The sequence below is a fragment of the Haloferax litoreum genome (genome assembly GCF_009674605.1).
Taxonomy (GTDB): domain Archaea; phylum Halobacteriota; class Halobacteria; order Halobacteriales; family Haloferacaceae; genus Haloferax; species Haloferax litoreum.
This window is the reverse complement of the sequence record NZ_WKJO01000001.1, coordinates 1,995,822-2,019,867: the sequence shown is the minus strand read 5'-3', so window position 1 is coordinate 2,019,867 and position 24,046 is coordinate 1,995,822. Positions and strand designations below refer to the sequence as shown.

The window sequence follows — 24,046 nt, the reverse complement described above, 5'->3', positions numbered from 1 at the left end:
GGGGGTGCGATTGGACAAGAAGTCGTCGGGACGCACTGAGACTCGAAGAGTGGACTCGGGCCAGACGCCGGCCCAAAAGGGAGTCACTCCCCGAACCGAACTGCGCTACTCGCCTTCTTCGCCTTGCAGTTCGAACGCGACTTCGACCTCTGCTTGGTACTCTCGGGTCTCTACGGAGGCGACTTCGACGCCGAACTCTTTCACCTCGACCCATTTGACACCAGCGAGCGTCTCCTCTGCCCGGTCGATTGCGTCGTCGACTGCCGCGTCGAAACTCTCGTTACTCCGACCGATGAGGGTGATTTTCTTGAACACCATCTCGGCAGACTATTCGTCGTACTATCACAAATAATCGTCCCCGTCTGGACCTCGATACGGCGTCCCGGTTTCGGCGTGCTCGGAGACGAGGCCACAGGCCCACTCGACTGCCTGAGCGTCGTAACTCACGAGCACCGCCTCGACACCTCCCGTGTGGTTGTACACGACGAGTGTCACAGACGCGTTGTCCGTTCGCTCGGCGACGAAAACCCCGTACGGTGGCGCGTCGGCGACACTGAAGATACGAACACCTGCGTCGTTGACGGCATCGAGCGCGGTCCCGTACTGTGACGAAAGCCACGACAGCGATTCCTCCGAGACCACGAACCGAGCGTGCTCGCCGAGTGAGACGAGCGTCTCACGTGTGTCCGGGTCGAGGCTGTACCGAAACGGACCGTTGAAGCCATCGATTGCCGTCACGTCGTCGAGGACGGCCTCGACTTGGTTTTCGAGTGCCGCCGGGTCTCTGTCGCAGACGATAGCGTCGCGGAACAGCGACGTTGGCACGTCGAACCCGTTCGGAAGACGGGCCAGAACCGCGTCGGCGGCGAGGACGTTCGAGAACGTGTCGAGTGCTTCGTCGTGCGTTTGCAAAGCGACGACGCCGGTGTTCGTCGCGACGAACTCACCCGAGACGTGTTCGACCAACCCGAGGTCGGTGAGTTCCTCGATACCGCGGTCGATAGTCGACCGAGAGACCGAAAGTAGTTCGACGAGTTCCGCTTTGGAGTACGTCTCCGTCGTCAGCACGTCGAGTATCGACCGCCGTTTGGACACAGTCGAAAAGTCGACTGCCCGGTTATCCGTATTGGCCGACTTCCCCATGAGCCTCTAAATCTCAACGTAACTACAAATTTGTAACGGCGGAGTTGGTGGTCGACGAACGGTGTCGCCGCCGTGTTACTGTGTGGATTTGTCCAGACGCGACCGAATCGCACCGACCACGTCGGTGAGGTGTGCGGTCCCCCAGAGTGCCACCACTAACCCACCGACAGTGTCGAAGACGAGGTCCAACATCGTATCTTCGAGTCCGTACTGCGTCAGCACCGACGTGGTCCCTGCGAGAGCGGCGACGCGGGAAATCGCGAACTCGATGACCTCCCAGAAGACGCCGAACGCGAGGACGAACAACAAGATGAAGACGAACATGAACCTGCCGGGGAGGTAGATAGCGGTGGTGTGCTGGTCGACGGCCCGAATCGTCGCGTACCCGGCGGCGGCCACGACGGACGACGAGAGTGCGTGCGTGAGGTGGTCCCACCACCAGACGCCGGCGTAGAAACTCGTCTCGGAACCGGGGACGCCGACGGTGCCGACTGCGTGGAGGAACGCGGCAGCAGAAATCCAGAGCGTCAACCCGGCGTCCATCGGGATGCGGTAGTCGCGTTCGAGTATCGCCGGGAGATAGGTCACACCGAGTCCGACGGACGCGTTGACGACGATACCGAGGTTCCGCCGGTCGAGTCCGATGAAGATGAGACCGACGAGAATCAGTTGCATCGCTCGCGCGAGTTGCTGTTGGCGGTTCGCGTCGATGTGCAGTCTCGTCCGAATCTTCACGGTGACTCCCCTCCGTCGGGTTCGACCATCTCTGCTGCTTCGACGACATCTGCCGGGAGGCGCTGTCTCGAATCTGCCCGGCGGCGGAAGTAGTACTCGAACAGTAATCCGGCGGCGAGTCCGGCGACTGTCGCGGCCACGAAGTCCCACATCAGCGCCGTCTCGACGACGTCCTCGGGTCGGCCGTTCAACAGGAGGCGCGTCCCGAGGTAGAGGTCGGACAACCACTGGACCACCGCCCAGACGCCAGCGGCGGCCATCGTCGCGATGACGACGAAGAAGACGGCGAACGAGTGGTTCATCCGAACCGGCGTGAACACGTCTAACTCGACGGCGATGATGAGGGCGACTGCGGCGACGGCGAGGTACGTCGAGACGCGCCCCGTGAACGTCAGTCCGCCAATCGTCTGCCCCGTGACGAGTATCCGAGCGACGAGTGGGAAAGACGCGAGTGCGACCACCTCCCACGGGAGCATCGCCTGCGGTTCACGGAACGCAATCGCTGGGACCACGGTCAGGATAGCGACGATGGCCGCGAACCCACCCCAGACGAGGTCGTCGTTGGCGACGACACTCCCGATAGCGACTGCTACGAGAAATCCAACGAATAACCACGAGAGGGCCGCGTTGAGCCGTTTGTTACGGACAAACTGACGAAGCCCCGACTGCGTGGTCTGCGGCATACCCATCCGTTAGCGATGGGGTGAGAAAACGTTTGGGCGCGGTTAGGTGTTCACGCCGCGAACGACTTCGTAGTCGTCTCCCCCACCGTTCGACACACCAATAATGGCCCACTCGTACGGGAGGTCGACACCACGGAGGCGCTCTGTGAGCGCGTCGATGTGGTCGTCCCACGTCACGAAGCAGCGGAGTCGATATCCGTTCTCGTCTCCGCCGTCTGTAAGTACCGGTCGGCACTCAGACGCTTCGCGCGAGCTCAGTGCGGTCACTTGGACCGTACGCCACTTGTGTTCGGCCAGCAGTTGGGGTCCGTCCCCCGAGACGGTGTACCCCAGCCGGCCGAATATCGACCGAGCCTCCTGAACAGGGGGCATCGAAGCCTGGGCCATGCAAGTCTATCTACACTAGCGCCCTTGATAAAGGTTGTCACGGCATACCGTACCAATTGTCAACGAATGTTCGGTTGCACAGACGATTCTACTCGTGTGCGGCGTCCCACTCGTCCGGTTTTCGGACGTTTCCACACTCGTTGCACTCGATTCGCCCCATCGTATCCATCGCCGTGTTGAACGAGTCGCAGTTGCCGCAGAGGAATCCCCATCGGTTCTCTGCGTCGTCGGTGGCGTAGACGACGTAGAACGGCCCCTTCGACCCGCGTTCGACTTCGTCCTGTGCGACGTAGACGGTCTTTCCGCTGTCGACGGTCTGTGATTGTAAGTCGGCCATGTACCTCGATTCGCGGGCGAGTGGCTTAAGAAGTCTGGGCCTACGTTCGGAAGGATTCGCCGCACCCGCAACTGCTCGTCGCGTTCGGGTTCTCGACGTGGAACCCTGCACCTTGCAGTCCGCCCTCGTAGGCGAGCGTCGACCCGCCGATGTAGTTGATACTCGCCGGGTCGACGAAGACGCGCAGACCGTGTTGTTCGACGACCGTGTCGTCGTCTTCGGGTTCGTTGTCGAACCGCATTCCGTACGAGAGGCCGGCGCACCCGCCCTGTTGGACGAACAGACGGAGACCGGCAACGTCGGTGTCCATCGACTCGCCTTCGAGGAGCGAGATGGCCTCGTCCGCGGCGTCGGGCGTGACCGTGATACCCGCGTCGCCGCTTCCGGTCGCGGATTCCGTGCTCATACTACCCGTTATACTGTGGGAACGGATAACTGTGGCGCCGGGGTCAACCCGACCATCTCGTTACCCCCTCGTCACCCAACGCAGTGGCTCGCTACTGGTCGAATCGCTCGCGGACGCTCTGGGCGTGGGCGTCGAGTCCTTCTGCCTCGGCGAGCGTCGTGATGGTCTCCGAGAGACCCTCGAGGGCGTCGTGGTCGAGTCGTTGGACCGTCGTCGAGCGAACGAAGTGGTCGACAGAGAGGCCACCCTGCCGCTTCGCGCCGGCACCGGTCGGGAGGACGTGGTTCGTCCCGGAGGCGTAGTCGCCGGCGGCGACGGGCGTGTACGGGCCGAGGAAGACGCTCCCCGCCGAGTCGATGCGGTCTAAGAGTGCTTCGTCGTCGTCGGCCTGAATCGACAGGTGTTCTGCGGCGTACTCTTCGGCGAAGAGGACCGCTTCGGACATCGACCGGGCGAGGAGGACGCCCGACGCGTCGTTCTCCAGTGCCGCTTCGATGGTCTCGACACGTTCGCGTTCGGCGGCCTGCCGTTCGACTTCGGCGACGATTTCCTCGGCGACGTCGGCGTCGTCCGTGACGGCGACGACGGAGGCGTTCGGGTCGTGTTCGGCCTGCGCGACGAGGTCCGCCGCGACGAATCGCGGGTCCGCCGTCTCGTCGGCGACGACGAGGACTTCGGATGGGCCGGCGAGGAAGTCGATGTCCACGTCGCCGCGGACTTCGGCCTTCGCGGCGGTCACCCACTTGTTACCCGGTCCGACCACCTTCTGGACGGCTTTGACTGTCTCGGTCCCGTAGGCGAGTGCGGCGATGCCCTGTGCGCCGCCAACCGAGTACACCGCGTCCGCGCCAGCGACGTGCATCGCGGCCAACGTGACGGGGTTCATCGGGTCGGCGGGCGGGGTGGCGACGGCGACGTGTTCGACGCCGGCCACCTTCGCGGGGATGACGCCCATGAGGACGCTCGACGGGTACGCCGCGGTGCCGCCGGGCGCGTAGACGCCGACCCGTTCGAGCGGTCGGTAGCGACGGCCGAGTTCTCTGCCGCCGTCGAACTCCTCGCGCCAGTCCTCGGGAACCTGTCGTTCGTGGAACTCGCGGATATTCGCCGCCGCCGTCTCGATTGCGTCGCGTACGTCGTCGTCGATTTCCTCGTACGCGCGTTCCGCCGCGTCGCTCACGTCGATGTTTCCGACTTCGACGCCGTCGAACTCGCGGGAGAACTCGCGGAGGGCGACGTCCCCCTCGGTTCGGACGCGTTCGACGATGTCGCGGACGTCGGACCGCACCTCGGCGACGCCGGCGTCACGCTCGAAGAAGGCGCGGCGGGCGTCCGGGCCGAGACCGGCAAGTTCGCGAACCTCGATGTTCATAGGCGGCGTTCGGCGTCGGCGCGAAAAGACGTTGCGGAAGCGGTGGCCCTGACGGCGAACCGTTACCGCACCACGTGACCGAACCGTGCGCTGACAGCGCCCCAGTAGTTAGATGACGTCCCGACGTTCCGTGTACGTCACGGTCTGTTGGTCGGTCTGAATCGTCGTCTGAATCGTAATCCATCCATCTGCTTGCTGGACGGCGAACGCCTCGGAGAACGAGAGTTCGACACGTCTGGTCGTCGTGTACGACTCGCCGGCGTCGAGGTCACCGACCGATTCGCTCCCGCGCCAAATCTCGTCGTCCGAGGCGGTGCTATTGCCGGCGAAGATACGACTGTAGACGGTGACACCAGTCGCACCCGTCTCTTGCTGGTTCGTCAGCGTACTCGTCACGTCACGGCAGGTCTGTCCACACTCCTCGATACGAACGATGGTGAACGCGAACGGGTCGACCGGTTCTGCCGTCGTCGCGGTACTCGTACTCGTTGCGTCACCACCGCTGGTCCCGCCGTCTGTCTCGCTTTCTTCGGTACTTCCACTGCCATCACTCGTGGGCGTCGCCGTCTGCGTCGGGAACGGGTCGGTCGATTGGTCTCCGGCGTCAGACCCGTCGGCGAATGGGCCGATGCCAGCCACGAACGCCACACCGACGCCGGCGGCGACGAGGAGGACGACCGTCGAGGCGACGAGGAGGGACCGTTTCATAGGTGTGTGATACGTGTTCGTTTGGGGAGTAACCGTCGGTCAAAAAGTCAGTTCTCGGCGGGGTGCGACGACTCGGCGTGGTCACTCACGACGGGGCCGAGCGCGCCATCGAGCGCGCCGTCGACGTACTCGGTTACCGTCTCGTGGATGGCGGACACGAAGTCGGGAACCTGCTCGGGCAACTTACTCGGCGGACTCTGTTGGCCGGCGTCGCTCGGGTTCGGGTTCGTCGTCGATTCGCTCGCACCTGTACTTGGCGTCGCGGCGGCGACACCCGCAGTCGCAACGAGGACGGCGAGTGCGACGCCGACGATAGTTCGTCGTTTCATCGTGATTCGCTCCGGTCGCCACTCACGACGGGAGGGTGATGAAGGGAGGAGACAGTGCGTGTCGATTTGCACCGGTTCGGCCGACGGTTGAACCGGATTAACGCGGATTATCCGCGAGTAACGCCCCGTTACTGGTTCAGTTGCGCGCGCATCGCCGCGAACCCGGCATCCACGTCTACGTCCGCGCCTTGCGCTTCGAGTGCCTCACCGAGTGCGGTCACGAGGTACGAGACGTTCTTGGGCTTGGCGGAGTAGCCCATGCATCCGATACGGAAGATGTCGCCGGCGAGTGCGCCGAGACCGCCCGCGATTTCGAGGTCGTAGTGTTCGAGGACGTAGCTGATGGCCTCGCCTGCGTCCACGCCGTCGGGGACGAGAACGGCGTTGAGGCTCGGGAGCCAGTATTCGTCTTCGGGGTTCAGCCCGAGACCCATCGCTTCGACGCCGGCCTTGAGGGCGCTTGCGACGCGACGATGACGGTCCCAGCGATTCTCGATACCCTCTTCGGCGACGAGTCTGAGCGCTTCGCGGATTGCGTAGACGTTGGTGATGGGTGCAGTGTGGTGGTACGCCCGGTCTTCGCCCCAGTAACCTTCGAGCAGCGAGAGGTCGAGGTACCACGAACGCGGTGCCTCCTCACGGGAGAGGACTTTGTCCATCGCACGGTCGTTGAGCGTCAGCGGACTCGCACCCGGTGGACACGAGAGACACTTCTGCGGACCGGAGTACGCCACGTCGATGCCCCAGTCGTCGACTTCGAGTTCGACGCCGCCCAGCGAAGTGACGGTGTCGGAGACGACGAGTGCGTCGTGGTCGTGAGCGATGCTCGTCAGTTCCTGAACGTGCGGTTGCTTGACACCGGTCGAGGTCTCGGCGTGGACGAACCCGAACACGTCGGGTTGGTACTCGTCGAATGCCTCCTGCACGTCGGCGGTGTCGAGGGGTTCGCCCCACGGCGCGTCGACGTGGACGACGTTCCCACCGGCGCGTTCGGCCATCGCCTCCATCCGGCCACCGAAGTACCCGTTCGTCGGGACGAGCATCGTGTCGCCCGGTTCCACGAGGTTGCCGATGGCCGCCTCCATCGACGCCGACCCGGTCCCAGAGACGGGAATCGTCCACTGGTTGTCGGTTCGGAACGTGTAGCGCATGAGTTCTTGAACCTCGTTCATGATGTCGATGAACGACGGGTCGAGGTGCCCGACCAGCGGCGTCGACATCGCCCGGAGCACGCGGGGGTGTACGTCGCTCGGTCCGGGGCCCATCAGCGTCCGATTTGGCGGCGTGAGTTCGCCGACATCTGGTGCATTCGGCATGGTCTACGATGACGTGCCTCCCCACTGGGCTAAAAACATAGGGAAAGCGAACGGAGTGCCGGTAGATACGCGAGAAAGACGTTCGAGAGTGAGCGCAGTCGGTGACGAGTCTGTCCTTCGTCGGTCGACTCACCCGATGATTCGCTCGGCCACCTTCTCGATTGGGTGTGGTGGCCGTGACGCGTCCGTATCTCGGTCTTCGAGTTGCGTTCGACACGACGCGCCCGGTGCGACCACGGTGTCGCCGTCACTGTCGTCGACCTGCCCGAACAGGATGCGTCCGATTGCCTTCGAGAGGTCGTAGTGTTCGGTCTCGTAGCCGAAACTGCCGGCCATTCCACAGCATCCCGAATCGAGTGGGTCCACCTCGTACCCGACCCGGCGCAGGACGCCGACTGCGTGGTGGTCTTTGTTCAGCGCCTTCTGGTTACAGTGGCCGTGGTAGGTCAGCGATTCGACTGCACCGCCGTCGACGACGGCCTTTGGGCCGCCCGCCGACCCCGCGCCAGTCGCGTCGTCTCGTCCTCGAATCGGGAGCGAGTCGTCCAGTCGATACACGTCGAGGAACTCCATGACGCCGTAGGCCGCCGCGCCAACGTCTGCGACGGATGGGTGGTCGAGTAGGTCGTAGTATTCGTCTTGGAACATCACGGCGTCCGAGGGTTCGGTGAACACCACTGACCAGCCATCCTCGACGTGCGGAGCGAGCGTCTCGACGTTTCGGGCGGCCCGCCCCTGTGCGAGGTCGAGGAACCCACCGGAGAACGCCGCGCGTCCGCTGGGGGCGACGTTCTCTGCCAACTGGACGTGGACGCCTGCCGCCTCCAACGTCCGAACTGCCGCCCGGCCAATCTCTGGCGTGACGTAGTTCGTGTAGGTGTCGGGGAACAAGAGCACCTTGTGTGTCGCCTCGGTGGCGGAGACGGCGGGGTCGTGCGACGACATCCAGTCTTCGAGGGAGTGGTGGGTGAACGCCGGCAGTTCTCGGTCCGGCGCGATACCGAAGAGTCGGTCCATCACGGTTCGCGCACCCGGAACACTCGCCGCCCAGTTCGACACTGGTGCGAGTGCACTCCCGAGTTTCGCCGCGTTGTCTATCTGCGCGAAGAGGCGTTCACGGAGGGACGACCCTTCTTCTTGGTGGTGTTTGTGCTTGACCTCGGCTTTGAGTTTCGCGAGGTCCACGCCGGTCGGACAGTCGTTCTTACACCCCTTACACCCGACACAGAGGCCGAGAACCTCCTCTTGGAACCGGTCGGTGTAGAGTTCGTCTTCGGGCAGGTCGCCGCTGATGGCCGCACGGAGCATGTTCGCCCGCCCACGCGTCGTCTCCGCTTCGTCCTTCGACGCTCGATAGGTTGGACACATCGTCTCCGACCCGGTCTGGCGGCAGGTCCCGCACCCGTTGCACAACTCCACGAGGTGTGAGAACCCACCTTCGTCGTCGAAGTCGAGGGCAGTCGTGGGTTCGAGCGACTGGTACGTCGCGCCGTAGCGGAGATTCTCGCGCATATCCGCCGGGTCGTCGTCGCGGTAGACCACCTTCCCGGGATTCATTCGCCAGTCGGGGTCGAACGCCGACTTCAGTTGCTTGAACGCCTCCCAGAGTTCGGGTCCGTACATCTTCGGGTTCCACTCGGTTCGGGCCATGCCGTCACCGTGTTCGCCCGAAAACGCACCGTGGTGGTCCAACACGAGGTCGGTCACGTCGTCGGTAATCGAGTGCATCGTCTCGATGCCGTCGGTGTCTTTCAGATTCAGGATGGGCCGGATGTGGAGCGTTCCCGACCCGGCGTGGGCGAAGTACGCCGCCGACGTGCCGTGGTCGTCGAGGACGTCCTCGAACGACTGCACGTACTCGGCGAGTTCTTCGGGCGGGACGCTCGCGTCCTCGATGAACGGATACGGCTTGGGGTCGCCTTGCAGCGACATGAGCAACGGAATCGCCGCCTTCCGGAGTTTCCAGATGTCGGCTTGTGCCTCGTCGGTGTACGCTTCGATGGCCTCGAAGGCGTTGCCATCGTCCGACCCCGACTGGAGGAAGTGGTCGTTGGCCGCTTCGATGGCCGCCTCGAAGTCGTCGTGGAGTTCGGAGTCGAACTCCAACATCAGCGTCGCCGCCGTCCCGTCCGGGATTTGCTCGACGTACTGCGCGTACTCGCTCGACTCGCTGGCCATCCTGAACACCTCGTCGTCCATGAGTTCGACGGCGCTGGCGTCGAAGTCGAGTGCGTCGGGAACGGCCGCCATCGCGTCTATCAGGTCGTCGTAGGCGTAGAGGACGAGTGCCGTCTCCTCGGGAACCGTCACGAGAGATACAGTCGCTTCGACGACGACGCCGAGTGTCCCTTCTGCGCCGACGAAGAGTTTCGAGAGGTTGATGACTGTCTCGCCGGCGTCGTTCTCGAAGACCACCTTGTGGAGGTTGTAGCCCGAGACGGAGCGTTTGAGCGTCGGATACCGTCGTTCGAGTTCGTCTTCGTTGTCCTCGACGAGTTGCCTGACGGTCTGATACAGTGCCGCTTCTCGGTCGTCTTTTCCCACGATTTCGTCCCACTCGTCGCTGTCGACGACCACGTCGCGCGTGTGAATCTGCGACCCGTCCGCGAGTATCACCTGTAACTCCTCGGTATAGGCGTCGGTGATGCCGTACCGGACCGAGTGCGCACCGGTCGAGTTGTTTCCGATACCGCCGCCGATAGTCGCGCGATTCGACGACGCCGGGTCGGGTGCGAACTTCAATCCGTACTCGGCGAGTCTGTCGTCCAAGTCGTCTTGAACCACGCCGGGTTGCACCGTCGCGCGTCGGTTCTCCGGGTCGATATCCACGATGTCGTCCATGTACTTCGAGAAGTCGAGGACGACGCATCCCGGGCCAACGGTCTGTCCCGCCAGTGACGACCCAGCACCTCTCGGGAGAATCGGCACGTCGTGGGTGCCGGCGATTTCGATGGCCGCCGTCACGTCGTCCACCGTCTCGGGGATGACCACACCCGCGGGACGTGCCCCGTAAATCGACCCGTCGGTGGCGTACAGCACTTGTGCGTACTCGTCGAACCGAACCTCACCGCTGACGGCACTACGCAAGTCGTCGGCCAATCCGGCGTACTCGTCTACGTCTACCACCTCGTAGTCGCGCGACTCCTGGAAGTGCTGGAAGTCGCTCAGGTCGGTTCCGTGTGTCGGTTCCGTGTGTCGGTTCGTCCGCGGAGCATCGCCACCAGCCATTATAATGTATAATTGTGTAAGACGGGAAAAATGTGTGTGCGCGCCGCCATCTTTGCCCCGAGCGGTAGCGGTGAGGTGGTGTCGTCTGTGGGGTCAACCGCCGCCGTCGCTCCCCAAGTTACGCTGTTTCGGTCGTAGGCCACTCCTCGCCGGTGTAAGCCATCTCCCAGAAGGTGTGTTCGAGTTTCGTGCTTCGACGGAACGCGTCTTCCATCGCGTCGCGTTGGTCGGGGTACGCCTCGGCCATCTCGTCGACGAACTCGCGAATCCACGCGACGGCGTCGCGGAACCCGTCACTCGTGTACTTCTCGATAAACGGCGTGTATCGGTGGTCGCCGTCGGACAGTTCAGCCATGTGGTCTGCGATGTCGAGATACCCCTGTCCACACGGGTAGATGACCGCCGCACCGACGGGGAGGGGGCACTCACGGGCGACCCGGAGCAGGTAGTTGGTGTACGCGACACACGTCGGCGCTTTCTCAGTCGCCACGAGGTCAGCGGGGGACACCCCGTAGGAGGCGGCGAACTCGCGGTGGAGGTCCATCTCGTCGTCGACGACTCGGTGTGCGACACCGTAGAGGTGGGCCATCGTCTCTTCGTCTTCGGCCTTCGCTCCGAGAAGGGCGAAAGTCCGCGCGTAGTCGAGAAGGTAGTGGTAGTCCTGTCGCACCCAGTGGAGGAACGCCGCTTCGTCGAGGGTTCCCTCGGCGAGTTCGACCACGAACGGGTGTTCTTTCTGTGCGTCCCAGTGGTCCGCACCGACTTCGAGGAGGTGGTCGCTGAATCCCATCGGTGGAACGCAATTCGTCCTGCGGCACATATAACTGACGAATATCACTAATTAATACATTCGATATAGGGGTAAAGACCGCCTTACTGCGGTGGGTTTAGTGGGTAGTTCCCGACGCCCGTCTGGAGTTCGCCTTGGACGACGACCCACCCCTGTTGGTCGCCCGGGAGGTCGTAGACGTAGACGCGGTCGGTGTACTCGTTGAAATTCCACCCGCCGACCCACCACGAGTTCCCCCCGCGGAGTTCGCTCGTCACCGTGAGGTTCGTCGTCTCCGGACCGTCGTACTCGACGAAGATCATGGTGTCGTACGAGTAACACTGTGTCTCGTCGGCGTCGTGTGGCCACTCACACGGGACCGCCCGTGCGTTCGACCGGGGGTTGAGGAGTGGCTCTGCCCGTTCGGGCGATTTCGTATCGATAGACCGGTTCGTCGCCAGGTCGGCGTTGACTTCGACCGCGTCGTGTTCGACGCGAACCGTCTCAGAGTCGTTTTGGACGTACTCTTCGACCGGAATCTGTTCCCAGCGCACTAGCCGGTCGTTCTCGATGACTGCCCGATGGTACGTCGGTTCAGCGGGTATCTCGTCTGCCTGAATCCGAAGCATCGGACCGTGTCTGGTCTCGACGACCGAGTACGTCCACGAATCGGGCTTCAAGTACTCGCGCGTCTCGACGACGGTGCCGACGTCCGACGTTCCGTCGTGGACCGGTAACGGAACGAAGATAGTCACGTTCGAAATCGGTTCGTCTGCCGAGACGCGGACCGTGTAGTCGTACTCGCTTCTGTACGAATCGAGGAACGAGAGACGTCCGACTGCCCACAGACCACCACCGACGACGGCGACGAGGAGGAGGAGGACGACTACCACGATGCCGAGTGTGCGTGTTTTCAATGTAACCACCAGTTGAATCCAGTCAGCGCATAGATGCGCTCGGGAGGATACCCGTTCGTTGGTTGGTATTTCGTCCGTGAGTGGATGTACTCACCACACAGTTCCAAGTGGGTGAGAACGTCCGTCGTCGCGCACAGTCTATCGAATCTCACCGCTCGTCTGTGTCGTCCGCGTCGTCGTCGGCGATGCGCCCCGGATGGCCGTGACGAATCTGCCGACTAACGCCAATCCGGCGAGACTGAACGCGGCGAAGATAATCACCTGTGGGAGGACGATGGCGTGGCCGTCGCGAACCATGAAGACGACCATCGACAAGACGGCCAATCCGAGCGTCGTCGCCTTGACGACGAGGACGCCGGTCAGTGCGTATCCACGAGCGTCACCGCGCCAGAGCCAATACGCAGCGAGGACGAGGCCGGGAACGAAGACGGCGAGGTCCAGTGTGTGGATGACGTTCACCGGGATGCCCATCTCATGGATGCTCACGGGGACGGTTCCACCCAGCGTCGCGGAGACGATTTCCGAAAGCCACAGTGCCGCAACGACGACGGCGACGACCACCTGAAACACGACGTACGCGCGCACTGGGTGGTCACCCATTCGCTCACGAAGCGCCACGGCGTCGAGTCGGAGCATCCCGCCGACGAAGGTGAACAGCGTGAGTGCGAACAGGGCCACGTAGACGAGGTACAGTTCGTTGAACGCCGTCATGAACGCGTACGAGGCGTACGTGTACAGGAGGTATCCGGTCACGCCAAGCCAGACGACGTACCCGCTTTGTGACCCTCGACGTGCGAGCGAGAGCGACCCCGCGAGGACCGGAAGCGCGACGACGAGCGTCAATGCGTCCTGTCCGTACACCTGCGCGACGAGCGCAGGCGCGTCGCGGTAGAAGTCGGGGACGAACAACCCGACGAGCGTCGCTGCGGCGGCTAAGGAGAGCGTCAGAGCCGACGCCACGACGTACGGCCTCGGGAGAGACACGGCAGTATCAGTCTGCACGGCAGACCCCGCTGTCCTCACGCCTGCGTCCCCTCCGATTCGCCACTCGCGGACACGTCGCCAGTCTCGACCAGTGATGCGACGTCCGCCGCGAACGCCTCGACTTCGTCCCAGTCGGTGTACTCGTAGTCGCGCGAGGTGTCCGTGTCACCGGTCGCATCCCTCGCGATACGCTTCATCACGATTCGAGTGAGGAACCCGTACTTCGAGTAGCGGAGTGCGCCACCGAAGAGGGCGATTCTGTCTGGGTGCCATCCAGACCCTTCGATGAATTCATCGACGTACGTCGCTGCGTGGGCCTGTGCCTCGTCGTCCGGGTTGGCAGACGATATCGACACCTGGAAGAACGCGTTCGGCCGGTCTTCGAGCGCCGCGCGGTTCTCGCGGACGAACGTGTAGACGGGCTTGGCGTGCTTGCCCATGTGAATCGACGACCCGACGAGTATCGCGTCGAACGCGTCCGGGTCTACGTCCGTCGGAACCGAACCTGCGGAGACGGCGGTGGCCTCGTGGCCACGGTCTGCAAGCACGTCTACGATTCGCTCCGATATTTTCGCTGTCTGTCCTTCGCTACTTCCGTATACGACGAGGAATGACGCCATCTGCGGTCACCGGGTGACTATTCGTCGTCAGTGGGGATAATGGCCGTTTCAGACTCTCACTCTCCGGGAACGACGACCATACCGGGTCAGAGAGCCACGTGGAATCGAGCCTACCACGGGGTGAGAATGTGATGCGACTATTTACTTCGTGAGAGCCGTCTCTACCGACATGAACCTCTTCTGGACTCGACAGTGGCCAAATCGGAGCGACCCTCAGTGCCCCGACCATCTCGGGGGGACGTGGTGACCGTGCCCGCCATCGAGACGACTGGGTTGACGAAGCGGTACGGCCACGACGTGTACGCAGTCTCCGACCTCTCGTTGACGGTCGAAGAAGGAGAAGTGTTCGGCTTCCTCGGCCCGAACGGTGCCGGGAAATCGACGACCATCGACATGCTGATGGACTTCGTCCGGCCCACCTCGGGGTCGGCGACCATCCTCGGATACGACGCCCAAGACGAGGCTGAAGCGGTTCACAAACGCGTCGGTATCCTCCCCGACGGGTACAGTCTGTACGACCGCCTCTCGGGGCGCAAACACATCGAATTCGCCATCTCACTGAAGGAGAGCGACGACGACCCAGACGAGATTCTCGCTCGCGTCGGGTTGGACGCGGATGCGGCGGCCCGACCTGCTGGAACCTACTCGAAAGGGATGAGTCAACGCCTTGCACTTGGCATGGCACTCGTCGGGGACCCCGACGTACTCATCCTCGACGAACCGTCGAGCGGCCTCGACCCGGACGGTATCCGCGACATTCGAGCGCTGGCGCGGTCCCACGCCGACGCGGGCGGAACGGTGTTCTTCTCGTCACACATCCTCAGTCAGGTCGAAGCGGTGTGTGACCGCGTCGGCATCCTCTCGCGTGGGCGACTCGTCGCCATCGACACCATCGACGGCCTGCGCGAAGCGGTCGGGACTGGCGCGACGATTACGCTCGCCGTCGACACGCCGCCAGTCGGCGTCGAGTTCGACGACATCGACGGTATCACCGACGTAGCACTCGACGGAAGCGTCGTCAAAGCGACGTGCACAGACCCAACCTCGAAGGTCACACTCGTCGACCGAGTCCGAGAGGGAGGTAGTCGCATCCTCGACATCGAGACACACGAGACGTCGCTCGAAGACCTGTTTTCGGCGTACACGCACCCCGTGGACGAACCGATGGCCGTGGAGGCAGAACGATGAGTTGGTCCGTCATCGCGGCCAAGGAGTTCGACGACGCGGTCCGGTCGAAACTGCTCTGGGGACTCGTCACCGTCGTCGCTCTCGTCATGGGCCTCACGTCACTCGTGCCGCTTCTCATCCCGGAGTTCGACGGGTCTGTCCTCCTCGGACTCGGTGCGGCCACGGAGTTCGCGGCCATGCTCGTCCCAATCGTCTCGCTCGTCGCGGCCTACCTCGCCATCGCCGGTGAGCGTGAATCTGGGAGTCTCCGCCTCTTGCTCGGCCTGAAACCCGCCCGTGGGACGGTCGTCCTCGGAAAGTTCGTCGGTCGGAGCGGTGTCGTCGTCGCCGGCGTCGGCATCGGCGTCCTCATCGCGGGCCTCCTCGCCTTCCTCGTCTACGGCGAACTCCCCGTCGCGACGTTCGGACTGATTGTACTCCTGACCGCTGCGCTCGGTGTCTCCTTCGTCGGCATCGCTATCGGTATCTCCGCCGCGACGGCCACTCGTGCACGAGCGATGACGCTCGGTATCGCCGTCTACCTCGGGTTAGCACTCCTCTGGGACCTCGTCCCACAGGGGGCCCACCTCGTCGTCCTCGGTGAGTTTCCGTCGTCGACAGTCCCAGCGTGGTACATCCTCGTCGAGGGACTGAGTCCCTCCGGCGCGTACAGTGCGCTGGTGACCGCGGTGCTGAGTGCGAACAATCCAGCGATACCCGGTGCGGAGGCACTCCTCGGCGGCCCAGTTCCGTTCTACGCGCAGTGGTGGGTCTTCGCGCTCGTCCTCGCGGCGTGGACCACGATTCCACTGGTCCTCGGGTACCTCGTCTTCCGGCGAACCGACCTCAACTGACGAGATTCCCGGTCCCTCTCTCTCCCTCCACTCGTGTTGGGTATCCATCAACAACTGTTTTCACGGCCCGGTCGAACACTGACTAATACAACCAATGAATATCTCGATGGATACGTACCTCGTCACTCAGTCGACCCTCTCCGAAGCGCGGTCGACGGTGGACGTGGTCTCGGCCGCACTCGAGGGCGGCGTCGACGTCGTCCAACTTCGTGAGAAGAACGTCCCCGCCTGCGAGCGATACCACCTCGCCCGCGAACTCCGTGCGATGACCGCCGACGCCGGTGTCCCACTCGTCGTCAACGACCGGGTCGATATCGCCGTCGCAGTCGACGCGGACGGCGTCCACCTCGGCGACGACGACGTTCCCGTCGACGTCGCGCGTGCCCAACTGGGCCCAGACGCCATCATCGGTCGCTCGGTGTCGACTGTCGCGGGTGCGAAGGCCGCCGAGGACGCAGAAGCGGACTACCTCGGCGTCGGTGCCGTCTTCGTAACGTCGTCGAAGCAGACCACGGTCGAACAGACCGAAATCGGTCTGGAGACGGTCGAAGCAGTCGCCAACGCCGTGTCGATTCCGCTCGTCGGCATCGGTGGTATCTCGGCGGAGAACGCCGCCGATGTCGTCGCCGCAGGTGCCGACGGTGTCGCCGTCATCTCAGAGATTACGGCCGCTAACGACCCGGCGGCGGCGACGCGCCGTCTCGCTGCTGCGGTCGAATCGGGGAGGACACAGCGATGACCGCTCTCGACGTGCCTCTCGAAGCGGCACTCTCGACAGTCTTGGAGGCGACACCGCTCGTCAACTCGGTCACGAACGAAGTGACGGTGAACGACGTGGCGAACATCACCCTCCACTGGGGTGGGTTGCCGGTGATGTCGGACGACGAGCGCGAAGTCGCCGACATGGTCGCCATCGCCGACGGGTGTCTCCTGAACATGGGGACCGTGAGTGCGACGGGCGAAGAGACGATGCTGACCGCCGGCGAGGCGGCGAACGACACCGGCGTCCCACTCGTCGTCGACCCTGTCGGGGTCGGCGCGACGCCGACTCGAACGCGCGTCGCCGACCGTCTCGTCACGGACCTCGACGTGGACGTTCTCAACGGGAACTACGGCGAAATATCGGCCATCGCGGGCGACGACGCCGAGGTTCGTGGCGTCGAGTCCGTCGGCGAGTACGGCGATATCGCCGTGTCGGCCATCGCCTGCGCCCGAAAGACGGGTGCTGTGGTCGTCGCGTCCGGCGAGACGGATATCGTCGCCACCGAGGAGGAAGCGTTCGAAATCCACACTGGTCACCCGATGATGGGGAACGTGGTCGGAACCGGGTGCATGCAAGGGGTGACGCTCGCCGTCTTCGCGGCGGCGATGGGCGACACGCTTCAGGCGGCGCTCTCTGCGACTGCCTCGTACGGCCTCGCTGGCGAACTGGCCGCAGACGGGTCGTTCGGCGAGTACCACGGCCCGGCGAGTTACAAGATTGCCTTCCTCGACGCCGTCGCGGGACTCGCCGACGCCGCGCCCGACGTGACCGGCCGAATCGAGCGCATCGAGGTGTGAACCGTGACCGAAACACCACGAGGAACAGCGTCGCCTGCCCCTCAGACGACGCCGTACGCGCTCACTATCGCCTCTAGCGACTCGGGCGGTGGGGCCGGAATCCAAGCGGACCTCAAGACGATGACTCGCCTCGGTGTCTACGGTGGGTCTGTCCTCGTCTCCGCGACTGCGCAGAACTCACAGGGGGTCGCCGGGACGCACGTCCTTCCGACCGAGGCGGTCCGCGCCCAGTTCGACGCCGTCCACCGCGACTTCGACGTCGGTGCGGTCAAACTTGGTATGTTGGCCACCGCTGGCGGGGTGGAAACGGTCGCTGATTGCCTTCGCGACTACGACGGACCGATTGTCGTGGACCCGGTGATGGTCTCTACGTCGGGCGACCGGTTACTCGAAACAGACGCCATCGACGCCTACATCGACCTCTTCGCACAGGCGACGCTCGTGACGCCCAACGCGGACGAAGCGGCCGAACTGACGGGTGTCGTCCCAAACACCCCCGAGAACGTTCGGGCCGTCGCGGAGCGATTCTTCGACTGGGGTGCCGACGCCGTCCTCCTGAAAGGCGGGCACGTCGAGACTGCTGACGGAACCGTCGTCGATTGGCTCGTCACTCCCGACGAGACGACGACGTACACCAACCCGCGCATCGACACCGAAGCGACCCACGGGTCTGGATGCACGCTCTCCAGCGCCATCGTCGCGCGACTCGCCCACGGCGACAACCTGGCGTCGGCCGTCCAGCACGGAATCGCATTCACACACGCCGCGCTCTCGTCCCCTGCCGACGTTGGTACCGGTCCGGGAAGCGTGAACCACCTCGTCGACCTCGGAGATGGGTGGACGCCTCCCGACGAGACAGGGTAACCTACTGCGGCGACCGACTCACTCGCCGGCGTGTGTGGGTCTCTCTCCCTCGATTCTCGGCTTCTTAGAGTCACGAACCCCTTTCATTCGTCTTCTGTCCGAACTATCAGACAGAGACCAGTATGTCACACTCCACACTCACATCCGAGATTCCATCCGACGAGGCAATCGCCCGGGAAGCAACACTGGATGATATCGAGACAGTCGCCGCCCGACTCGGCCTCGCTCCCGAGGATATCGAGCGCTACGGGTCGAACAAGGCGAAACTCACGCAGGATGCGGTCGATACCGCCCGTGAACGTGGTCGAAATGGGTCGCTCGTCCTCGTCACCGGCATCACGCCGACACCGAAAGGCGAGGGAAAGACCGTCATCTCCGTCGGTCTCGCGCAGGGACTTTCCCACCTCGGCGAGAACGTCGCCGTCGCGGTCCGTGAACCGTCGCTCGGCCCCGTCTTCGGTATCAAAGGCGGTGCCGCCGGTGGTGGCTATTCGCAGGTCCTCCCGATGGAGGATATCAACCTCCACTTCACCGGCGACATCCACGCGCTCACGGCCGCCCACAACCTCGTCTCGGCGATGCTGGACGCCCACGTACACCACGGAAACGAACTTGACATCGACGTCGACCGGATTTCGTGGACACGCTCGCTCGACGTGAACGACAGAGCGCTCCGAGAGACCGTCGTCGGACTCGGCGGGAGCGTCAACGGTCCGCCGCGAGAAGACGGGTTCGGCATCACCGCGGCGTCCGAACTGATGGCCGTCCTCTGTCTGGCGTCGGACCTCGCAGACCTTCGTCGCCGTGTCGGCCGAATCGTCGTCGCGTCAGACCGCGACGGCGCGCCGGTCACCGTCGACGATATCGGTGCAACCGGGGCGGTCAGCGCCCTGCTTCGAGACGCACTGCGACCCAACCTCGTCCAGACTATCGAGGGTGTGCCGGCGTTCGTCCACGGCGGACCCTTCGCGAACATCGCACACGGAACCAACACGCTCGTCGCCGACGACGTTGGCCTCGCGTACACAGACTATCTCGTCACGGAGGCAGGATTCGGCGCTGACCTCGGCGCAGAGAAGTTCCTCGACATCGTCGCCCGCGAAGGTGCGGCACCGGAGACAGTCGTCGTCGTCGCGACGGTTCGCGGCCTCAAGCGCCACGGACTCGACATGTGGCCGGCCGACTTCGACGTGCTTGCGAAACCCGACCCCGACGCGGTCCGCGACGGTCTTCCGAACCTCTTCCACCACGTGAACACGATTCGGGACTTCGGTCTCCCCGTCGTCGTCGCCGTCAACCGATTCCCCGACGACACCGACGCCGAAGTCGATGCAATTCTCGACGCGTGCGCGAACCGTGAGATACCTGCCGCAGTCTCCACGGCCCACGCCGAGGGCGGACCGGGTGCCGCGGAACTCGCCGAACTCGTCCGTGAACAGGTCGAGTCGGGCCAGGCGAACCTCCGCCCGACGTACGAACTCGACGACTCACTCCGCGAGAAGATTACGGCAGTCGCCACGCGCGTCTACGGCGCGGCAGACGTGACGTTCTCGAAGCAAGCCGAGAAAGACCTCGGCCGACTCGCCGAACAGGGCTTCGACTCGCTTCCGGTCTGTCTCTCGAAGACGCCGTATTCGCTGTCCGACGACGCCTCGAACACAGGGGTACCGACTGACTGGACGCTCCACGTCCGCGAACTCTACCCCGCCGCAGGTGCTGGATTCGTCGTCGCACTCACGGGCGACGTGATGACGATGCCGGGACTCCCGGCACACCCCGCCGCGCTCGACATCGACGTTGACGACGACGGGACGATTCACGGCCTGTTCTGAACACGGGCCTGAGACGCTCCTGCGTCGAGTCGGGCACCTCGCGCTCGTCCGCCGCAGTTTCTCGGCTAGCAATCACGGAATCGGGGTGGTAGGGCGTTACTCTCGGGCACAGTCACGGTTCGGTTCTGATTCCGGTCCCGGCCGGACTCGGTGGCACGTCTGAGGAGAGACCAGAACGCGACAGTCCTGTTCTCGTCGTCACGCCCCTTTTTCCGAATACGTGTCGTACCACTGGCATGGTTGCGCCACGACAACAGAACGGGCTCCGCGCGCGTTTCGACGAAGGCGGCGTCGCACTCGGCGTCCTCGACACCGCGTACAGTCCGACGCTCATCGAATTTTACGGTGACCTCGGCCTCGACTTCGTCTGGGTCGACCTCGAACACGGTGGACCGAGTCCGTGGCACGCCGGTTCGATAGAAGACCTGCTTCGCGCGGCGGAACGCACGGGAACCGAGTTAGTCGTCCGACTGCCGAGCACCGACCCCACACTCGTTCGGAAGGCGTTGGACCTCGGCGTCAGGAACGTGTTCCTCCCTCGCGTCGAATCCGCCGACGAAGTTCGGACTGCGGTCCGTTCGTCGCGGTTTCGATACGACGGTGGGCCGGGTGACCGGGGTCTCGCGTCGCCGCGTGCTCGGCGCTGGGGCCTCGCAGACGACTACGTCGCCACCGAAGACGGGGAAACACTCGTCGGCGTGACCATCGAGAATCGACAGTCGCTGGCGAACCTCGATGCGATTTTGGCCGTTCCCGAACTCGGATTCGTGTTCATCGGGCCGTTCGACCTCTCCGTCTCGCTGGGCGTCCCCGGCGAGATAGACCATCCGAAGGTGCAGGAGGCCGTCGAGACGATTCGGACAACCGCCGTCGACGCCGGCGTGCCCGTCGGTGGCCTCGGATTCGGGATGGACGACGTGAACGAGAAAGCGAGTACCGACTACCAGATGCTCAATCTCGGAACGACGACCGGCGCGCTCAAGGGCGTCGTCGAAGGGTGGTTCGACGCCTACGAGGGCGAGAGGTCCGGTTAGGCGACTCGATATCGGAGTCCGAACTCGCGTTCGAGGACGTCGTGCCACGCACCCTCTTCGACAGGGTCCTCCGTCTCCTCGGACCCGACGTGCCGGATGAGACTGTCTGGCCTGAGTTTGACGTAGCCATCGTCGCTCGCACGGGAGACGACGGGGTCGCCGGTGAACGGCGATTCGGGTGCCGACTGGAGGTAGTCGCACGTCGCCTCGAAGTACGTCAGTTCCCGCGGTGTGTCCGAGAAGTAGTATCTGTCCTGCCAGTCCGCGCCCGACCCGACTCGATACTGTGTGGTGTACGTCTCGTCCGGTCGGTCACACTCGACGACGCGCCACGAGACGCCCACGTCGTCGGTACGGACCGTCCCATCGAGCGGGAGTGGACGCCGCATCGTCGGGACGCCCATCCCAACGTCGACGACGTATCTCCGGTCGAGTTCGACGACGTTCGCGTGGTGATTGGCCGGTGGGCGTCCTGCACCGTCGTCGCCGACGACGCGGGCAGCGATTCGGTCGGCGTCGAATCCGAGTTCACAGAGCAACCAGTTGAACAGACCGTTGAGTTCGAAGCAGAACCCGCCGCGCTCGCGTTCGACGATTTTCTCGAAGAGGTGGGGGAGTTCGAGGCGAACGCCGTCGCCGTCGTCGGATTCGTCGAAGGGGTCGCCGGTGACGGCGAGTGTCTCGAACGGAACCGTCTGCACGTGAGCTCGCTGCAACTGTTCGAGGGCCGAGAGAGTGGGTTCCACGAACGCGTCGGGGTCGAGTCCGAGTCGGACGAGGTAGGCGTCTGCATTCATACGTGGAGAGGGTGTCGAAGGCGTGTTGGGTGTGGAGTGGAGGGCCGAAGTCGTCGCGGGTGACGGCGTTCCGACATCCCTCCCTACGTCGTTCGACGCACTATCCGTACTAAAACGCTCCCTGAAGCGAAATTATGTAAAGAGACGGTCACTATCTGCGTCGGAACGCGAGGCTGAACATCTGCCCGACCGATTCGTCACCGATAGCCCTCCTGAGGTGTTCTACCTCCTCAGTGAGTGGGTCCGCCAGTTCCGGCGAGAGCTTCGACGCAAGTGATTTGGTCGCGTTCGCGTGTGCTCGGAGGTGTTTTTTCGTCCACGGAACCGGGTCAAGGAGGGTTCGCTCTCGGTCGAACTCCCACCCCGCGGCGACGAACGACCGACGGAGGACGCCCGCCGGGTAGAACGTGAGCGCGGGGGTCCCGTTCGCCAGTTCAGACACGGCGTTTTCGAGGGCGAAGAGGTCACAGACAGCAGCAGTCTCGGGGAGTGGGTCGTAGTCGTCGACGACGAGGTGACACCCCGGTGCGGCGACCCGAGTCAACTCACTCACGACTGCGTCGAGCGTCTCCGGTGCGAGCAGGTTGAACAACCCGTGGGCGGTGATAATTTCGACCGAACTGTCTGCCAGTGGGAGCGTGCGAACGTCTGCTTCGAGGACAGCGGTCCGGTCTGTGTCGTCGGGTGCGACTCGCTCCCGGACGAGTGAGGCGTGGTCGGGATTGGTCGTAACCGCGTAGACGCGACTCGCACCTGCGGCGAGCAGTCCGGCCGTCGTGTTGCCGACGCCAGCACCCGCTTCCAGACAGATGGCACCGGAGACCGGTCGGTCTTCGAGGGCGGCCCTGACTGTCGTTGGAACGTCCATTCGGTGTCTGGTTGGATGTCGGCGTCAGTGGTGGAGTTGCTCCGGCACCGGACTCTCGTCGTGGCGGAGTTTTTCGATGAGCGACCGCTGTGCGGCCTCGTCCATCCCGTCGTATCGCTGTGCCGCGTCGAGGACCATCGCCATCAGCTTCGGGTCGCCCATGCTGACGACGCTCGTCAGGCCCTGCGACGCAGCGAAGTCGAACCGCTCCGCGATTTCGGCGGGAGTATCGACCGGTTCGTACCAGTTCGCGTACGGGCGGTCCCCTTCCGGCAGTTCGTCTGTCGACGGCCACGGTCCCTTCGCGAAGGCCTTGATTCCGAGCGTTCCGATGCCCTCCTCGTCTGCTCGTTCGAGGACCGCCGCATAGTCGTGGTCCGGGTCGTCTTTGCCTGCGACGACGGGGTTCATCGGGAACATGAGCGTCTCAAGGTCGTCGATACGGTCGATAGCGTCGAGGATGAGTCGTGGTTCGCTGTGACTCGTCAGGCCGATGTGGCTGATGAGTCCCTCCTCTTTGGCCTCTCTGAAGGCTTCGAGCGCGCCACCCTCGCCCGTGATGGTGTCCAGTTCTTCCTCGTATTCGAGGCCGTGGACCTGATAGAGGTCGATGTGGTCGACGCCGAGGCGGTTGAGCGACTGTTCGAGCTTTTGCTTCGCGCCTTCGTAGGTTCGCTCCTGCGTCTTGCACCCGAGGAAGATGTCGTCTCGGTGTTGCCGGAGTTTCGGCCCTAACTTCAGTTCGGCGTCCCCGTACATCGGGGCCACGTCGAAGTGGTTGACCCCTCTGTCGAGCACGAGTTCGACCATCTGGTCTGCACCCTCCTGTTCGAGCCAGTTGAGCGCGATAGTGCCGAACGTCATGATGCTACTGTCGTGACCGGTCTCGCCCAGTGGACGCGTCTTCATACTCGACTGGTCACTGTCAGCGACCAAAAACGTGTGTCTGTCTCGGCTCAGATGTCGTCCCAGTCGCCCGTGGGTCGTCGGTGAAACAGCGGTGTCCATCCTCGACGAAATCGAGGCAAACTACCGGAAGAACCGTTAGCGAACCCCCTCGACTCGACCAGGAGGTGAACGGGTGGTTGAAGTGTATATTAATTGTCTCACCACACCCGTCGAAATGCCACTATTAT

General features: G+C 63.7%; 26 protein-coding genes. 7 read left to right on the top strand and 19 right to left on the bottom strand.

The features are described from left to right. Positions 1-105 precede the first annotated feature (105 nt). The 16 genes from GJR96_RS10380 to GJR96_RS10305 form a co-directional block, all read right to left on the bottom strand. Complete coding sequence (locus tag GJR96_RS10380) at positions 106-318, bottom strand: dodecin (protein ID WP_151162869.1); 213 nt, start codon at positions 316-318, stop codon at positions 106-108. A gap of 24 nt (positions 319-342) precedes the next feature. Then, positions 343-1,143: a transcriptional regulator FilR1 domain-containing protein gene (locus GJR96_RS10375; RefSeq protein ID WP_151162868.1), complete on the bottom strand. Its 801-nt coding sequence runs from the start codon at positions 1,141-1,143 to the stop codon at positions 343-345. A gap of 75 nt (positions 1,144-1,218) precedes the next feature. Further along, positions 1,219-1,878 carry a hypothetical protein gene (locus GJR96_RS10370; protein WP_151162867.1) on the bottom strand — a complete coding sequence of 220 codons (660 nt, stop codon included), beginning with the start codon at positions 1,876-1,878 and terminating at the stop codon, positions 1,219-1,221. Then, positions 1,875-2,561: a hypothetical protein gene (locus tag GJR96_RS10365; RefSeq protein WP_151162866.1), complete on the bottom strand. Its 687-nt coding sequence runs from the start codon at positions 2,559-2,561 to the stop codon at positions 1,875-1,877. Before GJR96_RS10365 ends, GJR96_RS10370 begins: the two co-directional genes overlap by 4 nt. 42 nt (positions 2,562-2,603) lie before the next feature. Further along, entirely contained in the window at positions 2,604-2,948 is a 345-nt protein-coding gene (locus tag GJR96_RS10360; protein WP_151162865.1) for a DUF7116 family protein, read from the bottom strand. Between the two features lie 88 nt (positions 2,949-3,036). After that, a complete protein-coding gene (locus GJR96_RS10355; protein ID WP_151162864.1) occupies positions 3,037-3,285 on the bottom strand; it encodes a DUF5816 domain-containing protein in 249 nt (82 codons plus the stop codon). A 40-nt stretch (positions 3,286-3,325) separates the two neighbouring features. Beyond that, positions 3,326-3,691, bottom strand: a complete 366-nt coding sequence (locus tag GJR96_RS10350; protein ID WP_151162863.1) for a HesB/IscA family protein — start codon at positions 3,689-3,691, stop codon at positions 3,326-3,328. Positions 3,692-3,782: 91 nt separating this feature from the next. Further along, entirely contained in the window at positions 3,783-5,057 is a 1,275-nt protein-coding gene (gene hisD / locus GJR96_RS10345) for a histidinol dehydrogenase (protein WP_191965896.1), read from the bottom strand. A 114-nt stretch (positions 5,058-5,171) separates the two neighbouring features. After that, positions 5,172-5,771, bottom strand: a complete 600-nt coding sequence (locus tag GJR96_RS10340; protein WP_151162861.1) for a hypothetical protein — start codon at positions 5,769-5,771, stop codon at positions 5,172-5,174. Positions 5,772-5,818: 47 nt separating this feature from the next. Further along, positions 5,819-6,100 (bottom strand): hypothetical protein, encoded by a 282-nt coding sequence (locus GJR96_RS10335; RefSeq protein ID WP_154326215.1) that lies wholly within the window; start codon positions 6,098-6,100, stop codon positions 5,819-5,821. 128 nt (positions 6,101-6,228) lie between these two features. Beyond that, entirely contained in the window at positions 6,229-7,365 is a 1,137-nt protein-coding gene (locus GJR96_RS10330) for a pyridoxal-phosphate-dependent aminotransferase family protein (protein ID WP_191965895.1), read from the bottom strand. Positions 7,366-7,545: 180 nt separating this feature from the next. Next, entirely contained in the window at positions 7,546-10,644 is a 3,099-nt protein-coding gene (locus GJR96_RS10325; protein ID WP_151162859.1) for an FAD-binding and (Fe-S)-binding domain-containing protein, read from the bottom strand. A 118-nt stretch (positions 10,645-10,762) separates the two neighbouring features. Continuing rightward, on the bottom strand, positions 10,763-11,434 hold the full coding sequence (gene tenA, locus GJR96_RS10320) for a thiaminase II (RefSeq protein WP_151162858.1): 672 nt from the start codon (positions 11,432-11,434) through the stop codon (positions 10,763-10,765). Between the two features lie 83 nt (positions 11,435-11,517). Further along, positions 11,518-12,330, bottom strand: a complete 813-nt coding sequence (locus GJR96_RS10315; RefSeq protein WP_151162857.1) for a hypothetical protein — start codon at positions 12,328-12,330, stop codon at positions 11,518-11,520. A 138-nt stretch (positions 12,331-12,468) separates the two neighbouring features. Continuing rightward, complete coding sequence (locus GJR96_RS10310; RefSeq protein WP_225317733.1) at positions 12,469-13,290, bottom strand: hypothetical protein; 822 nt, start codon at positions 13,288-13,290, stop codon at positions 12,469-12,471. Between the two features lie 59 nt (positions 13,291-13,349). Then, entirely contained in the window at positions 13,350-13,934 is a 585-nt protein-coding gene (locus GJR96_RS10305; RefSeq protein ID WP_151162856.1) for a flavodoxin domain-containing protein, read from the bottom strand. 249 nt (positions 13,935-14,183) lie between these two features. Between GJR96_RS10305 and GJR96_RS10300 the strand changes: the two genes are divergently transcribed. The 7 genes from GJR96_RS10300 to GJR96_RS10270 all read left to right on the top strand — a co-directional run bounded on the left by GJR96_RS10300 (position 14,184) and on the right by GJR96_RS10270 (position 21,245). Further along, complete coding sequence (locus GJR96_RS10300; protein ID WP_191965844.1) at positions 14,184-15,122, top strand: ABC transporter ATP-binding protein; 939 nt, start codon at positions 14,184-14,186, stop codon at positions 15,120-15,122. Continuing rightward, complete coding sequence (locus tag GJR96_RS10295) at positions 15,119-15,955, top strand: ABC transporter permease subunit (protein WP_151162855.1); 837 nt, start codon at positions 15,119-15,121, stop codon at positions 15,953-15,955. The genes GJR96_RS10300 and GJR96_RS10295 overlap by 4 nt, the downstream gene beginning before the upstream one ends. A gap of 106 nt (positions 15,956-16,061) precedes the next feature. Continuing rightward, entirely contained in the window at positions 16,062-16,694 is a 633-nt protein-coding gene (thiE, locus tag GJR96_RS10290) for a thiamine phosphate synthase (protein WP_191965843.1), read from the top strand. Beyond that, positions 16,691-17,515, top strand: a complete 825-nt coding sequence (gene thiM, locus GJR96_RS10285) for a hydroxyethylthiazole kinase (RefSeq protein WP_151162853.1) — start codon at positions 16,691-16,693, stop codon at positions 17,513-17,515. The genes thiE and thiM overlap by 4 nt, the downstream gene beginning before the upstream one ends. Positions 17,516-17,518: 3 nt before the next feature. Further along, positions 17,519-18,379: a bifunctional hydroxymethylpyrimidine kinase/phosphomethylpyrimidine kinase gene (thiD, locus tag GJR96_RS10280; RefSeq protein ID WP_151162852.1), complete on the top strand. Its 861-nt coding sequence runs from the start codon at positions 17,519-17,521 to the stop codon at positions 18,377-18,379. A gap of 122 nt (positions 18,380-18,501) precedes the next feature. Then, positions 18,502-20,211 (top strand): formate--tetrahydrofolate ligase, encoded by a 1,710-nt coding sequence (locus tag GJR96_RS10275; RefSeq protein WP_151162851.1) that lies wholly within the window; start codon positions 18,502-18,504, stop codon positions 20,209-20,211. A gap of 236 nt (positions 20,212-20,447) precedes the next feature. Then, positions 20,448-21,245, top strand: a complete 798-nt coding sequence (locus GJR96_RS10270) for an HpcH/HpaI aldolase family protein (RefSeq protein WP_151162850.1) — start codon at positions 20,448-20,450, stop codon at positions 21,243-21,245. Here GJR96_RS10270 and GJR96_RS10265 read toward each other — a convergent pair. The 3 genes from GJR96_RS10265 to GJR96_RS10255 form a co-directional block, all read right to left on the bottom strand. Next, a complete protein-coding gene (locus GJR96_RS10265) occupies positions 21,242-22,042 on the bottom strand; it encodes an arylamine N-acetyltransferase family protein (protein WP_151162849.1) in 801 nt (266 codons plus the stop codon). The two genes, GJR96_RS10270 and GJR96_RS10265, sit on opposite strands and share 4 nt — an antisense overlap. Positions 22,043-22,193: 151 nt before the next feature. Beyond that, complete coding sequence (locus GJR96_RS10260) at positions 22,194-22,910, bottom strand: class I SAM-dependent methyltransferase (RefSeq protein ID WP_151162848.1); 717 nt, start codon at positions 22,908-22,910, stop codon at positions 22,194-22,196. A gap of 24 nt (positions 22,911-22,934) precedes the next feature. Continuing rightward, entirely contained in the window at positions 22,935-23,819 is an 885-nt protein-coding gene (locus GJR96_RS10255) for an aldo/keto reductase (RefSeq protein ID WP_151162847.1), read from the bottom strand. Between the last annotated feature and the right edge of the window lie 227 nt (positions 23,820-24,046).

Bases quoted from the DNA above. Each gene is read 5' to 3' on its own strand.
- GJR96_RS10380 (WP_151162869.1), bottom strand. From the start codon at position 318: ATGGTGTTCAAGAAAATCACCCTCATCGGTCGGAGTAACGAGAGTTTC.
- GJR96_RS10375 (WP_151162868.1), bottom strand. From the start codon at position 1,143: ATGGGGAAGTCGGCCAATACGGATAACCGGGCAGTCGACTTTTCGACT.
- GJR96_RS10365 (WP_151162866.1), bottom strand. From the start codon at position 2,561: ATGCCGCAGACCACGCAGTCGGGGCTTCGTCAGTTTGTCCGTAACAAA.
- GJR96_RS10360 (WP_151162865.1), bottom strand. From the start codon at position 2,948: ATGGCCCAGGCTTCGATGCCCCCTGTTCAGGAGGCTCGGTCGATATTC.
- GJR96_RS10355 (WP_151162864.1), bottom strand. From the start codon at position 3,285: ATGGCCGACTTACAATCACAGACCGTCGACAGCGGAAAGACCGTCTAC.
- GJR96_RS10350 (WP_151162863.1), bottom strand. From the start codon at position 3,691: ATGAGCACGGAATCCGCGACCGGAAGCGGCGACGCGGGTATCACGGTC.
- GJR96_RS10340 (WP_151162861.1), bottom strand. From the start codon at position 5,771: ATGAAACGGTCCCTCCTCGTCGCCTCGACGGTCGTCCTCCTCGTCGCC.
- GJR96_RS10335 (WP_154326215.1), bottom strand. From the start codon at position 6,100: ATGAAACGACGAACTATCGTCGGCGTCGCACTCGCCGTCCTCGTTGCG.
- GJR96_RS10330 (WP_191965895.1), bottom strand. From the start codon at position 7,365: ATGGGCCCCGGACCGAGCGACGTACACCCCCGCGTGCTCCGGGCGATG.
- GJR96_RS10325 (WP_151162859.1), bottom strand. From the start codon at position 10,644: ATGGCTGGTGGCGATGCTCCGCGGACGAACCGACACACGGAACCGACA.
- tenA (WP_151162858.1), bottom strand. From the start codon at position 11,434: ATGGGATTCAGCGACCACCTCCTCGAAGTCGGTGCGGACCACTGGGAC.
- GJR96_RS10305 (WP_151162856.1), bottom strand. From the start codon at position 13,934: ATGGCGTCATTCCTCGTCGTATACGGAAGTAGCGAAGGACAGACAGCG.
- GJR96_RS10295 (WP_151162855.1), top strand. From the start codon at position 15,119: ATGAGTTGGTCCGTCATCGCGGCCAAGGAGTTCGACGACGCGGTCCGG.
- thiE (WP_191965843.1), top strand. From the start codon at position 16,062: ATGGATACGTACCTCGTCACTCAGTCGACCCTCTCCGAAGCGCGGTCG.
- thiM (WP_151162853.1), top strand. From the start codon at position 16,691: ATGACCGCTCTCGACGTGCCTCTCGAAGCGGCACTCTCGACAGTCTTG.
- GJR96_RS10275 (WP_151162851.1), top strand. From the start codon at position 18,502: ATGTCACACTCCACACTCACATCCGAGATTCCATCCGACGAGGCAATC.
- GJR96_RS10270 (WP_151162850.1), top strand. From the start codon at position 20,448: ATGGTTGCGCCACGACAACAGAACGGGCTCCGCGCGCGTTTCGACGAA.
- GJR96_RS10265 (WP_151162849.1), bottom strand. From the start codon at position 22,042: ATGAATGCAGACGCCTACCTCGTCCGACTCGGACTCGACCCCGACGCG.
- GJR96_RS10260 (WP_151162848.1), bottom strand. From the start codon at position 22,910: ATGGACGTTCCAACGACAGTCAGGGCCGCCCTCGAAGACCGACCGGTC.
- GJR96_RS10255 (WP_151162847.1), bottom strand. From the start codon at position 23,819: ATGAAGACGCGTCCACTGGGCGAGACCGGTCACGACAGTAGCATCATG.